The organism is Neobacillus sp. PS3-12, from assembly GCF_030915385.1.
GTDB lineage: Bacteria > Bacillota > Bacilli > Bacillales > Cytobacillaceae > JAEVLT01.
The window spans coordinates 2051977-2065040 of the sequence record NZ_CP133268.1; the positions used below are offsets into that span (position 1 = coordinate 2051977).

The following is a 13064-nucleotide window of genomic DNA, read 5'->3' on the forward strand; positions in this document are numbered from 1 at the left end:
AAAATGGTAATATGATAAAATTTAAATGATAAATTTATTTTTCTTTAGCGTTTTTGTTCAGATCGGCTTCTGACAAAAACGTTTTTTTTTACACAGTTACAGTAATGCCAGCCTCAACCAATCTCTGCTGAATTAAAGCTTTTTTCTCTTCGGATGGTCCCAAAATCGGGCTTCTTGCTGGTCCAACTTTACGGCCCATTAGCTCAATTGCTATTTTTGCAAGGTATGGCATATTTGGACCTTCAATTTCTCTCCACAATGGAAGTAAGCGGTTATGAATTGCTAAAGCTCCCTGATGATCTCCGGCCTGAACTTTGTTCCATAACTCAATGCATAACTCTGGAACAACAGCAAGCATGCAGGTAATGGCACCATCAACACCAAGTGCGAATGCAGGATACAGCAGGTCATCAATTCCGGTGATAATCGTAACGTCTTCTTTCAGGACATACAGCATGTCGGCAATCTTATGCATATCTCCGCCACTTTGTTTTACACCTGCCATCCACGGAACATGATCAATGATTTGTTTCATTGCATGGACATTGATATCAACCCAAGGAACGACGTTGTAAATCAAGATAGGAAGTTGTGCTTTTTCACCAATTGCACCGAAGTGTTTTACCAAACCTTCCGTAGTAGGAGTCCATAAATAGTGCGGTGGTGTTACTTGTAAGGAAGAAACCCCTGCTTCTTTGGCAGCCAATGATTTACGGATTGCTTCAGCTGTTGAGTCGGCAATCACTCCGCCAATAACGGGAACACGGTCTTTTGCCTGATCGACGACTGCTTTGTTAAGCGTATAAACTTCCTGCTCGGATAAGCCTGCTCCTTCACCAGTGCTGCCGCCGACACAAATTCCAGTTACACCTGCCTGGATTAAATACTCTACCTCTTCATAAATGGCCTTAACATCAATCTCCTCTGTATCATGTGTGAAAGGTGTTACCATTGGAGGAATAATACCGCGAACATCAAGTTTCATTTTTCTATACCGCCTCTTCTAGTAGATTTTTATTTTGTTGCAGCTGCTGCTTCTACAAGTCCTGCATCAATTAAAGCTTGTTTAATGGTGTCGCTTTCACTTTCGGTAACCTTTTGCAGCGGGCTTCTTGGAATTCGCTGGTCTACCTTGCAAGCGAATCGCTTCCTTAATTTTTGATGGGAAGTTTGCTCCTTGGACTGATTTAAAAATATACATAAGCTTGTTATGGATGGCCAAAGCAGTTTTGGAATCGCCATCCAAATAGGCATGCCATTGCTGAACTAATAGTTCAGGAGCAATCGCAGATAATGCGACAATTGAACCTTTCGCCCCAAGCTCATATGTAGAATAGAGCAGGTTGTCAACAGCACTCATCACTTTGATTTTTTCGCCTGATTCGTGCACCATCGCTGCTAGGGCATGCATATCCCCGCCGCTTTGTTTGATTCCGTATACATTTGGGATTTCGGCAAGACGCTTAAGCAAAGCAGGGCTGATCGAGTTGGCAGGGACAACGTTGTATATAATGATTGGCAGGTTTACTGTATCTGAAATCCGCTGATAAAATTCAAAATTCCCTTCATCGCCAGGATAGTTGACATGGTAGTGAACAGGTGTAATCATAAGAGCGCTTACACCAATTGCCTCAAGTTGTTGTGCTACTTTGATGACCTGTCTTGTTGAGTTGCGGATAATTCCACCTACAATCGGCACTCGTCCGTTTACTTCCTTGACAGCAATCCCGCACAGAAGCTCCAATTCATCATCCGTTAAAACTGCTCCTTCGCCGGTGGAACCGCCGACAGAGATTCCATCCACACCAGTTTCAAGCAAATAATGAATCTCTTTAATAAATGCTTCTATATCAACATCCTCGTTTTCTTTAAATGGCGTAATCATAGTGGCAATAATGCCTTCGATATTTCCCTTCACCATACTTTCCCTTCTTCCTTTGTTTGAAAAATTATAAGATTCAAAAAATTTTTGATAGACGTTATAGCATAACCATGCTCCGCCATCCACCTCACCCAGGCCGCGAGTCCCTGTCCAGCTAGCTCGTCCCGTTTTGGGAACCAGATTTCTTGTTGCTTCGGCGCCGGCTTGTGCAGCAAGTGTTGCTTCTTTTAATGCTTCAAATGTTGTTCCGCCATCCGTAACTGCAGCCTGAAAGGCTTCAGTGGCTGGAACAAAGGCATCTAAAATTGTTCTGTCACCGACTTCGGCTTCACCGCGCTTTTTCAATTCCCTGATCATCACATCTTGGATTAAGCTGAGCGTTTCCGATGTCGCAGCGGCATCATCTGTGAGAGAGCGTCCGGCAGCACTTAATGCAAAGGAAACGAGAATTCCCATTGTTGACAGTGCCTTTTTACGGACCTTCTCACCACCTTTGGCAAACAGCTCCTTTAAGGTAACAGCTTCAGCTGTGGCTTCTTCAAGTGCAGCCGCAATCAGCTCAACGGTTACCCCAAGGTCGCCATCTCCCTGCACTCCATCAAGACGATTAAACTCCTCTTTCAGATCCTTTGCCATGTCAAATAACGGTTTCAGTTCTACAAACATGTTTTCACCTCCTTTCAAGTTTGGTTAACCTTGCTGAAAAAATGGCGTACGCACAGGTGCATCAAGGTATCCTTTTAATTCTTCATCAAGTTTTAAAAAGCTGATTGAAAACCCAGATGCGTCTAAGGAAGTTCCATAATTTCCAACATACGGTTTATAAATACGAATCTCTTTTTCTAGTAAACAGTTATATACCTCACGATAAGCAACATACAGTTCTTTAAGCGGGGTGGCGCCCATCCCGTTTACCAGTACGGAGATTTCATCATTTGGCTGAATATTCAAATCCCCCATTAAATGGTTGACCAGGTCAACAACAAGTTCCTTTGCCGATTTGACCGGAGTCCGCTCAATCCCGGGTTCACCGTGAATGCCAATCCCAATTTCAATTTCATCGTTCGGTATCATAAAAGTAGGCTTCCCTGACGCTGGAATCGTCGTTGGCGTAAAACCAACACCGATCGTCCCGACATTTTCAACTACCTTTTCAGCTGCCTGCTTGACTTCCTGGAGACCTTTCCCTTCATTTGCAGCTGCACCAGCAATTTTATAAGCGTAAAAAATTCCAGCGACACCGCGGCGTTTTTTACGGTTTTCATGCGGCTGTGAGGCAACATCATCCGTAACTCGGACGGTCTCCACTTGAATTCCCGACTCTTCAGCCACTTCCTGAGCAAGGTCAAAATTCATTTTGTCGCCAAAGTAGTTACCGTACAGGAAAAGAACCCCTTTTCCAGCGTCAATCGCCTTTGTAACCGCTAACATTGCATCGGAGCTTGGAGAACTAAAAACGTTCCCGACACATACCCCATCCGCTAGGCCTTCACCGACATAGCCAAGAAAGACAGGCAAGTGGCCATACCCACCGCCCGTGGCGATGGCAACCTTTCCCTGAATCGGCGCATCTTTACGAACCAGCAAGCGCAGGTCTTCATTTACCATTTTTAACTGGTCTGCGTGGGCGAGGACAATCCCATGCAATGATTCGTCAACAAAGTCATTTGGATTGTTTAAAATTTTCTTCACCGTAATGTCTCCTTTTCAACAGAAGTGTTATTTTTCTTTTCCAGTTCAACTGTCTCAAGCAGGCCCCGTTTGGAAATAGTTAAATGTTGAATCATGTTCTCTCTGGCCGCTTCACTGTTGTGTTCCCTTATATGCCGAAGAATCTCATCATGCTGACTCACAGCTTTCATAGCCTCTTTCGGAATCGAAAAAACTTTGCGCCGATAACTGATCAGCATTGAGTCAATAAAGGAGTGTAAATTCTCAATCAGCGGATTTTGCGCCGCTACAAAAATCAGCTTATGAAACTTTTCGTCACCAAGTGTGATTTTCACAGGGTCATTTTGCAAAATAAACTTGATAAAATCTTCATGGGCTTCTTCCAGTTTTTTAATATGCTCATCCGTCGCCCGCTCCGCGGCCAAAAATGCTGCCATTGGTTCCAGACTTAACCGAGCTTCGACCAAATGAAGAATTTCAGGTTCATACGACGTGAACCAATGCATTAAGGTGGAAGCATTATAATCTTCTTGTTGAACAATATAAGATCCTTTTGTCGGTTTGATTTCAATAATCCCGGAAGCTTCAAGAATTTTTAGTGCTTCACGAACCGTCGAACGGCTTACGTTTAACATAGCCGCAAAATCTCTTTCGGTAGGAAGTTTGCGATTAATATTTGATTCACACTTTTTTATAAATTCTTTAATATCTTCCACTGTATTTAGTACAACCGACTCTTTGTCCTCAGCCATCTATTCCACCCATTTCTTCTATTTGGTCGGACCACCAATTAAGTTATCTCTATTTTAACTCTCAATTTTAAGAAAAGTAAATAAATATTTGCTAAAAAAAACAATATTTTTTTAATTTATCAAATATTACCCACGAAGTAATGCCTTTCTTGGTCGGACCACCGACTTATACATTTATCAAAACTGCTTGATCCCCCCTGATTGCCCTAAGAAGGACATTAAATTCACCTACAGAGTTAAATAAAATTAGCAAAAAAAGTGCCAGGTACCGTAAAAGACAAATATGTGTAAATGTCTTTTCGTAGTGCCTGACACTCAATACTAAAAAATGAATACTAGCATTGTAAGTTCTATTTTTCTAACCGTAGCTTTCATTTTTATACACCCCATTTAACTAGGGTTTAGGCATATAGATCATAGATTTAAACAAATCCCCATCAATCTCAATCATAAATTTCCCCTTTTGTAAGTCAATCAGGCTTTTGGCAATGGACAGACCTAATCCGCTACCTTGACTTGCTCTGGATTCATCGCCTCTTTTAAAACGCTCCATTAACTCGTCTGCTGGAATATTCAACTCATAAGCTGAGATATTCTTGAAAGTAAGAAGGACTTCGTTCCCTAAATCTTCTATATTTACATAGACTCTTGACCCTTTAAGGGCATATTTAAAAATATTGGATAAGACATTTTCAATGGAGCGCCACAGTAATTTTCCATCGGCCATAATATATGTCTTTTCCTTAGGAACATTAAATCTAAAATCTAATTCCATTTCTTCAATCTTTTCACTTACTTCCCCAAGTCCTTGTGTGATCAATGATCCAATATCGATTTGCTCAAGTTGGACTGGGATATTCCCGCTGGAAGCTTTTGCTGCGTCAAACAAATCATCGGTCAGCATTTTTAGCCTATTCGACTTCTGATCGAGCACTTCGATATATTCTTCCATCTTTGCTGGATCCTTTTCTCTTTTTAACAAATCAACATAAGTAATAATGGAAGTTAATGGCGTTCGGATATCATGTGATACATTTGTAATCAGTTCTGTCTTTAACCGCTCACTTTGCAGTTTGCTGTCCACTGCTTTTTCCAGTCCATCAGTAATGCTGTTAATATTCGATGCCAGTTTTGCAAACTCTCCCTCTCCTGCCACCTCGATGTTGTGGTGAAGTTCTCCATTCTTGATCCTCTCAACACCGTCTTTTATGGCGTTAAATGACTGGATTTTTTTAAAAGAAAACCATGCGGCTATCCCTATGGTGATGGGAAACATAAAAAATGTTGCAAGAATTAGCAGCGGATAGCCAATCACGATGAGGATAGTCTTGACCCCAACACTTCCGCTTTCATAGACATTTCTGACAAAACCCGCTATTCCATGAATGATTAGATAAAGCAAGCTATGCTTAAATAAAGTTCTATTCTTAAAATGCCTAACCAGTGATAGAATCAGCACCAAAACAACCGCAGAAGCAGGAATGGTGATTTGATACACCCAATCAGAGATAAGATGGGAACGCACTAAAAAACCCATAATCGAAATCCAAAGCCCAAAAAGTCCTATGCAAATCACAATGTTTACATCAACAAACAATTTATCGACTGGATGCATGTGCACTTTTTCATCCTTAAATGACTTCCTGCCACTCACAATTACCAAATAGAGAAAAAGAAGAATAAATCCAGCGAAAAATCCCAGTGATCGATATAAATTTTTGGTGGCCTGTGCTTTATTTTCCTGCCACTCTTTCACTTTGGAATTTAAAAATTTATCCGTGAAAGCAATATAAACGGCCTGGCTTTTCGGATCCAATTCATTTTTTTGCTCGGTTATCAGGCTCAAATTTTTATTCGCTTCTATTTCCTTTGGATAAATTTCTTGTTTATATCCATCAAAAATCATGTAGACTGGATAGGTTTTAAATTGATTTTTGTCTGTCTTTGTACTGTTTGTATAAACAGTTGAACCGTCACTCGCATAATACAATGGATTTTTTACATCTTTTATATTTTGCAATAGCAAATGATATTCTCTCAAATCCCTATTAATCAGCCTTTCCTTTACCTTTGCAATCTCATCAGCATATTCCACATTAAACTTTTCACGGTTTGCCTCGTCCGTTAATTTGGGGTTAAAACCTGGGGAATTCCTATAATCTGAATATAAGCTCTCTTCTTCGTTTCTTAATTCATCCGCACTGATTGTATTGCCATTTAAAATATTTTCTTCACTCTTATATGTTCCCATCAGACTAGTAAGATTGCCTACTAGCTGGTCACTTTCTCTCACAAAGGACATACTGTGAAAGTAGTCATCCTCAAAGACAATCTTTACATCCCCATCCTTCACGGTAATCAGATCCGCCAATGCTTTTACGGCGCTTGAAAGAAGGACAATCATAATGAAAAAAACGATTAATTTTGTTGCCAAAGAATGGCTAAATTTTTTCGACCTTGTATCCAATTCCCCATACCACCTTTAAATATTTTGGCTCTTTCGGATTGATTTCTATTTTCTCTCTGATTTTTCTTATATGAACAGAAACGGTATTTTCCGGACTAAAGGCCGCCTCATTCCATACCTTCTCATAGATGTCCTCTATGGAGAACACTCTGCCGGCGTTAACGGTCAAAAGTCTTAAAATTTTATATTGTACGGGGGTCAGGTGTACATCCTCCCCATCGACCGTGATGGTCTTGCTTTCATCATCGATCACTAGTCCCCCCGTCTGATAGACATGGTTCTTGGTTTCAAGACTCCCCAATGTTGTATATCTTCTCAGCTGTGACTTCACTCTTGCGACCAGTTCCAAGGGATTAAAGGGCTTGGTAATGTAATCATCTGCGCCTATGTTTAATCCTAATATTTTGTCATAATCCTCCGATTTGGCAGACAGCATGATCACTGGAATGTTCTTCTCTTCTCTAATTTTCATCGTCGCTTTTATTCCATCCATCTTCGGCATCATAATATCCATGATCACTAGATGAATTTCCTGACTTTCAATTATTTCAACTGCCTCAATTCCGTTTGCAGCTTTGAAAATAGAATAGCCTTCATTTTCTAAGTAAATTCCGATTGCATCAACAATTTCCTTCTCATCATCACAAACCAATATGTTCATTAAGGTCACTCCTACTATGTATTGGATATCCGATCTACTTTTTATTATTCATTCATGCTTCAATGATACCCAACACCCTGGCTCTTTTCACCACGTTTCATTTTTATTTCTTATGAGGTTAATAGTAAAGGATAGATCTTACGAATTTACGGATAGATTTCTTAAGAAATTCTTAAGATTTAGTGCAGCTTTACGAATTCTTGAATTTAGCACAAAAAAACAGCCACAAAGGCTGCTTATATATTTAAATCATTTAATTAACCTTATACTTTACTAGTACTTTGTATAAGTATTCATAGGTGTAGAATTCCGACTAATGTATAATAGGGAGGCTTAAGAAGCAGATATAAGCGGAGGAATTCCGATTAACCTTTCTAAATAAGACAAAATCCAAAGCTTTGGATCAAATAAACGGAAAAACTCCCCCTATTCTTTAGGAAATATGGTTATTTCCCAATTTAAGCGGAATTTTTCCTTTTATTTTTCAAACACCGTAAAATTAACATTCAGTTTTAACAGGACCAGTTTACAACCTATACTATTGACTGACGGATAATCTCTATCTTTTTCTCACAATAACAGATTGGTAGCTTTTAAATAATTTGATTGAAAAATTCTTTGTGAATTCCTGCGCCTCGTGAATCAATGCATTTAGGGCAGGATTCGTGAACTCTGTAGGTCGCACCTCCAGGCCTAAATTCTGGTATACTTGCGGGCTTAAATAAGAAGCCTTGACTCTGGATAAGACTGAAGGTATGGAAAGCTCCGGGAGTATTGTATTTCCTACCCCTTCCTGAACCATTGCGATAATAGTGGCAATGTCACTGACTTCAAATTGAACATTCGGAGAGAGCCCTTGTTCCTTAAAAATTGACCGAATAACATGATTGCATTCCTTTGGCATGATGAAGGGATCACCTGCGATATCCTTTACCTGAATCGATGATTGATGGCTCATTGGATGGTTTTCCGGGACAAAAACGACCATTTTATCCTGGAGCAAAGGGATAAATTCAAATTCCCGCTTTTCCTCAGTAACCACTACAACATCCACTACGGATAATTTAAGCCAATTTTTTATCTCTTCCACATTTCCTTCATAGAGAACCACTTCTACCCCTGGAAACCGTTTCTTAAAAGAACTGATCATTCCCGGCAATAATTTTGCCGACATACCTGATATACTTCCGATTCTGATTGTTCCTGATTCAAGTTCCGTAATTCCAGTCGCTTCATTGATAATCTTGGTTTTAATCGCAATTAACTCCCGAATCAGACCCGTGATGCGTTCGCCGACTTTGGTTAAGGTAATCCCATTTCTGCTTCGGTTCAATAATTTTACATTTAATTCTGATTCCAGCGATGCCACAGCTTGACTGACAGCGGATTGCGAGAGACCAATTTGTTCACCAGCTTTGGTAAAGCTTTTTGTTTCCACTACCTTTAAGAAAACCTCTAATTGAAATAGGGTCATGGAGCACCTCAGTTTTAAATATTAGTTTTAACTTATATATATTATTCAAAGTATTAATTTTACTTATAGTATAACCCATCATATACTACATAAAAAAGACAAAGGGAAAGGTGAAGAAAATTATGAGTTTATTACAAGCCGAGGGACAGCAAATATATAAGGAAATTCAAACAAGTCAGTCTGTTCTGGTCGATTGCTGGGCCCCATGGTGTCCACCTTGCAGGTTGATTGGTTCCGTTTTGGAGGAAATTGATGTAGAATTTGATTTAAAAATTGTAAAAGTAAATGCGGATGAAAATCCGGAGTTTATCAGTGAGTTTCAGGTAATGGGATTACCAACATTATTACTATTTCAAGATGGCCAGTTGGTGAAAAGAATCACTGGTTTTCAACCTAAGGCTCTGCTTATTGAAACCCTTAAAAGTTCTGGAATAATTGAATAAGTGGGCCTCCCGAAAATCAGTTGAAACGATTCTTAAAGGGAAATTATCACTATTAATGCAGAGAATCAGCAAATTTGTTATATAGGATACTTTAAGCAATCCAGACAAAAAAATAAGCTGGCAAGATATCTTCTTACAAAAAGTGTCTTGGCCAGCTTATTTTTTTGTATCTGAAAGATTTTACATTTTTTTAATATGCTATATGACATTTTTTTATTTGTTTTTCGTAAACTTTATTGAACTCCTTTTTCTTTTTTATTCAGAAAATAAAGGATGTGATGAATTCAGAATTTAGTACTGAATTTGCCAGGCAAACGAAAGTATAGGGCCAAAAATACGCTAAAAAGAGGTGTATTCATTATGAACAAGGCATCATTTATGAAGTTTTTAGGGATATGTTCTGTGATTACCGGGATTCTTTTTCTTTCGATGGCTATTTGGGAGAGTACTTCATCAAATGAACTAGGTTCTTTTGTTAGCTTGGTTGGAACGGTTCTCCTTGTTTTCGGGCTCTTTGGGATTTATCTTCGCCAACAGACTGAATTTGGCGTATTTGGATTTATTGTTTTTGTTATTTCAATAATCGGAACAGTTTTATTGCAGGATTTATGTGGGTAGGTGCATTTGTCGTACCTGTTCTGCAAGAACGGGCACCAGAGCTTGCCAATAACGCTCCCCCTGGCCTTGCAAATGTTGGACTGCAAATTTCTTTATATATCTTTTTCATAGGCATATTTTTATTTAGCATTATGACTGCCATAAAAGGAATCCTTCCGCGGTGGGCAGCCATTCTTCTGATCCTTGTTCCCATTTTAAACTTTATACCGTATGCGGAAGCCGTTTCACAACCTCTGGCAGGAATTAGTTTTATCTGGCTGGGTATTTCGGTTTATAAAGGTGTAAATAAGGAAAGCCAGGATGTTGTTTCATAAAAATCACAAAATAGCAATTATTTTGGTACTCAATTCATAAAATTATAAATCCAAGAATGGGAAAGGATGAATGACTCCTTTCCCATTTTTCAGTCTGCATAAATATGAAACGTTTGTGCAGGTGCTCGGAAATGAATTTTTTACCAGGATTCATATTACACGATTACATATAACAAATATCATAAATGGTTTTTTGTGTGCCTGACACTCATAACTTAATATAGGTATCCCCCCCAATAACCTTAAAATAGAAACATAAGCTTTCTTGTTTTAGTATAGTACTATACTAAATAGATCATTTGGAAAGGAACGTAAGATGAATCCATCATTAGAAATGCTCATCCATATTTTTGAACGGGCAGCACTGCTGTTGATTTGCCTGTTTTTTTTAACAAGGGTTCCCAAGTTTAAGGAGTCTCTCCATAAAGGACAACATTCCCTATCAGAAAGAATGGTTATCACTCTGATCTTTTCTTTATTTGCCATTTTTGGAACCTACTCCGGGATACCAGTAGAAGGTGCTCTCGTCAATGTAAGAGTTATTGCGGTTATGTCGGGGGAATCTTATTTGGGCCTTGGGTAGGGATTATCACTGGAATTGTTTCAGGTATCCATCGTTATGTCATTGATATTGGAGGAGTTACATCCGTTCCATGCTTGATTACAAGTATTATTGCCGGGATAGCATCCGGGTTTATTCACATTAAAGTAAAAAAATCACAGCGTTGGATTTACGGGATTGTCGCAGGTATGTGCTGTGAAGCCCTTACCATGCTATTGATTCTCGCCACGGCAGAACCTTTTAAACTTGGCCTGGATATTGTGTCAAAAATCAGTTTTCCAATGATTGTAGGAGAAGTCAATGTCGGCTTGATTGTTTTATTGGTAATGAGTGTGGAAGATGAAAAAGAAATGATTGCTGCCAGACAAGCAAAGTTGGCCTTAGACATTGCCAATAAAACATTGCCTTATTTTCGGTCGGTTAATACAGAATCATTGAAAAAGATTTGCACGATTATCAAGGATGAAATAAATGCCGATGCCGTGGCAATAACTGATACAGAAAACGTTCTTGCTTATGTCGGCTTTGGCGAAGAACGTTATAAAACTGGACAAGAAATCATCAGCGATCTGACAAAAACAGCAATCCGCAGTGGTGAAATCATGATTCGAAACCGTGTCGCTGATCAACAAACTCCGGAAATTCAGTCACTCTTGATCATGCCGTTTGAGGAGCGGGGCGAAGTCACGGGATCGCTCAAAATTTATTACCGCAAAGCCTACAAAATGACGTATCCTTTGCAAACGATGGCAATCGGTTTGTCGCAAATCATTTCCACCCTCATGGAAATATCCCGTGTCGAGCAGATTAAGGAGGCTGCTAACAAAGCAGAACTTAAGGCGCTGCAAACTAAAATTAACCCACATTTTCTTTTCAATGCCTTGAATGCGATAGCGTCAACAACCCGGCGCAATCCAGAAAAAGCCCGCGAGCTGATCATTACTTTATCAAGCTATATGCGCTACAATCTGGAGCTAAGTGATGATTTCATTGATATTCATGACGAATTACAACAGGTACACGATTATGTGGAAATTGAAAAGGCGCGATTTGGCTCTAAGCTTCAGGTGGAATATGATATTGAAGAAGTAAATGTTAAAGTTCCTAGTCTCTTGATTCAGCCGCTAGTAGAAAACGCCATTATTCATGGCATATTAAAAACAAAAGGACCTGGGTCGGTCACAATTGCTGTCAAGGATTTAGGTGATAGAGTCCGGGTCAGCGTAATGGATACAGGAGCTGGAATCGCAGATGAGGTGGTAGAGAATTTGTACCACGATAATGTCCCTGCCAATAAAATCGGGTTATATAATGTACATCAGCGTGTCAAATTGATTTATGGCAAAGGGCTGATCATCAAAAGGCTGTCTCCGGGTACTGAAGTTTATTTTGATATTGTAAAGGAGAAAAAATGAAAGCAATCATTGTTGAGGACGAATTTCCCGCACGAGAAGAATTAAAATATCTGATAGAAACACATAGCAGCATTCAAGTAATGAATTGCTTTGAAGATGGATTAGATGTCCTAAAATTTTTACAAGAAAATGATACAGATGCTATTTTTCTTGATATCAACATTCCATCTCTTGATGGGATGCTCTTAGCAGGTAATATAAGTAAGTTTGCAAAAAAACCCTATATTATTTTTACAACAGCATACAAAGAGCATGCAGCCCAGGCATTTGCACTTGAAGCCTTTGATTATATCCTCAAGCCCTATGATGAAAAACGGATTGCTGCCATGTTGCATAAGCTCGAGGCTGCTTTTTTGCGTGATCAAAATCAAACGGATGGCAAAGAGGAATTGTTTTTCCAAAGAAGTGATACCATCACAGGTCTGGGAACGGATGCCCGAATTAACTTGCGGAAAAATGATAAAATCATCGTCACAGCTGTGAATGATATTTATTACGCAATGGCGAGTGAAAAGGTAACACTGGTCTATACATTGCCAGAAGAATATACCATGCCAATGAGCATAACAGAATTCCATTCCACTCTGCCACAGAACCTTTTTTTCCGCTGCCATCGCTCTTTTACTGTGAATTTATCCAAAATCAGTGAAATCGTCCCATGGTTTAACCAAACATATATGATTCGTCTTAAAGACTTTAATGCCGAGATTCCCGTAAGCCGCAGCAAGGTAAAAGAGTTTCGACAAATTATGCGATTTTGACTGCAGTTCATTCCGTTCTTTAAGCATTTGATTCTGGATACGAT

At 39.3% G+C, this 13064-nt stretch carries 11 protein-coding genes and 1 pseudogene; 5 read left to right on the forward strand and 7 right to left on the reverse strand.

The annotated features are described in order from the left end of the window. Positions 1-88: 88 nt before the first annotated feature. The 7 genes from RCG17_RS10465 to RCG17_RS10495 all read right to left on the reverse strand — a co-directional run bounded on the left by RCG17_RS10465 (position 89) and on the right by RCG17_RS10495 (position 8907). Complete coding sequence (locus tag RCG17_RS10465; protein ID WP_308175113.1) at positions 89-985, reverse strand: dihydrodipicolinate synthase family protein; 897 nt, start codon at positions 983-985, stop codon at positions 89-91. 96 nt (positions 986-1081) lie between these two features. Continuing rightward, positions 1082-2548: a dihydrodipicolinate synthase family protein gene (locus RCG17_RS10470; protein WP_308175114.1), complete on the reverse strand. Its 1467-nt coding sequence runs from the start codon at positions 2546-2548 to the stop codon at positions 1082-1084. A gap of 24 nt (positions 2549-2572) precedes the next feature. After that, positions 2573-3574 (reverse strand): dihydroxyacetone kinase subunit DhaK, encoded by a 1002-nt coding sequence (locus tag RCG17_RS10475; RefSeq protein WP_308175115.1) that lies wholly within the window; start codon positions 3572-3574, stop codon positions 2573-2575. After that, the gene (locus RCG17_RS10480; RefSeq protein WP_308175116.1) at positions 3571-4305 is read right to left on the reverse strand and encodes a FadR/GntR family transcriptional regulator; all 735 of its coding nucleotides are present in this window, start codon (positions 4303-4305) and stop codon (positions 3571-3573) included. The genes RCG17_RS10475 and RCG17_RS10480 overlap by 4 nt, the downstream gene beginning before the upstream one ends. A gap of 394 nt (positions 4306-4699) precedes the next feature. After that, a complete protein-coding gene (locus RCG17_RS10485; protein WP_308175117.1) occupies positions 4700-6772 on the reverse strand; it encodes a sensor histidine kinase in 2073 nt (690 codons plus the stop codon). Continuing rightward, positions 6747-7433, reverse strand: a complete 687-nt coding sequence (locus RCG17_RS10490; protein WP_308175118.1) for a response regulator transcription factor — start codon at positions 7431-7433, stop codon at positions 6747-6749. The genes RCG17_RS10485 and RCG17_RS10490 overlap by 26 nt, the downstream gene beginning before the upstream one ends. Positions 7434-7992: 559 nt before the next feature. Beyond that, the gene (locus RCG17_RS10495) at positions 7993-8907 is read right to left on the reverse strand and encodes a LysR family transcriptional regulator (RefSeq protein ID WP_308175119.1); all 915 of its coding nucleotides are present in this window, start codon (positions 8905-8907) and stop codon (positions 7993-7995) included. 122 nt (positions 8908-9029) lie between these two features. Between RCG17_RS10495 and RCG17_RS10500 the strand changes: the two genes are divergently transcribed. From RCG17_RS10500 to RCG17_RS10520, 5 genes and pseudogenes are all read left to right on the forward strand, one after another. After that, a complete protein-coding gene (locus RCG17_RS10500) occupies positions 9030-9350 on the forward strand; it encodes a thioredoxin family protein (RefSeq protein WP_308175120.1) in 321 nt (106 codons plus the stop codon). Between the two features lie 360 nt (positions 9351-9710). Beyond that, complete coding sequence (locus tag RCG17_RS10505; protein ID WP_308175121.1) at positions 9711-9968, forward strand: hypothetical protein; 258 nt, start codon at positions 9711-9713, stop codon at positions 9966-9968. Then, positions 9959-10282 (forward strand): hypothetical protein, encoded by a 324-nt coding sequence (locus RCG17_RS10510; protein ID WP_308175122.1) that lies wholly within the window; start codon positions 9959-9961, stop codon positions 10280-10282. The genes RCG17_RS10505 and RCG17_RS10510 overlap by 10 nt, the downstream gene beginning before the upstream one ends. Positions 10283-10598: 316 nt before the next feature. After that, positions 10599-12259, forward strand: a pseudogene (locus tag RCG17_RS10515) (LytS/YhcK type 5TM receptor domain-containing protein). Continuing rightward, positions 12256-13020: a LytR/AlgR family response regulator transcription factor gene (locus tag RCG17_RS10520; protein ID WP_308175123.1), complete on the forward strand. Its 765-nt coding sequence runs from the start codon at positions 12256-12258 to the stop codon at positions 13018-13020. The pseudogene RCG17_RS10515 and the gene RCG17_RS10520 overlap by 4 nt, the downstream one beginning before the upstream one ends. Positions 13021-13064 lie beyond the last annotated feature (44 nt).

Coding starts and splice junctions, on each gene's coding strand:
- RCG17_RS10465 (WP_308175113.1), bottom strand. CDS start 985: ATGAAACTTGATGTTCGCGGTATTATTCCTCCAATGGTAACACCTTTC.
- RCG17_RS10470 (WP_308175114.1), bottom strand. CDS start 2,548: ATGTTTGTAGAACTGAAACCGTTATTTGACATGGCAAAGGATCTGAAA.
- RCG17_RS10480 (WP_308175116.1), bottom strand. CDS start 4,305: ATGGCTGAGGACAAAGAGTCGGTTGTACTAAATACAGTGGAAGATATT.
- RCG17_RS10490 (WP_308175118.1), bottom strand. CDS start 7,433: ATGAACATATTGGTTTGTGATGATGAGAAGGAAATTGTTGATGCAATC.
- RCG17_RS10495 (WP_308175119.1), bottom strand. CDS start 8,907: ATGACCCTATTTCAATTAGAGGTTTTCTTAAAGGTAGTGGAAACAAAA.
- RCG17_RS10500 (WP_308175120.1), top strand. CDS start 9,030: ATGAGTTTATTACAAGCCGAGGGACAGCAAATATATAAGGAAATTCAA.
- RCG17_RS10505 (WP_308175121.1), top strand. CDS start 9,711: ATGAACAAGGCATCATTTATGAAGTTTTTAGGGATATGTTCTGTGATT.
- RCG17_RS10510 (WP_308175122.1), top strand. CDS start 9,959: ATGTGGGTAGGTGCATTTGTCGTACCTGTTCTGCAAGAACGGGCACCA.
- RCG17_RS10520 (WP_308175123.1), top strand. CDS start 12,256: ATGAAAGCAATCATTGTTGAGGACGAATTTCCCGCACGAGAAGAATTA.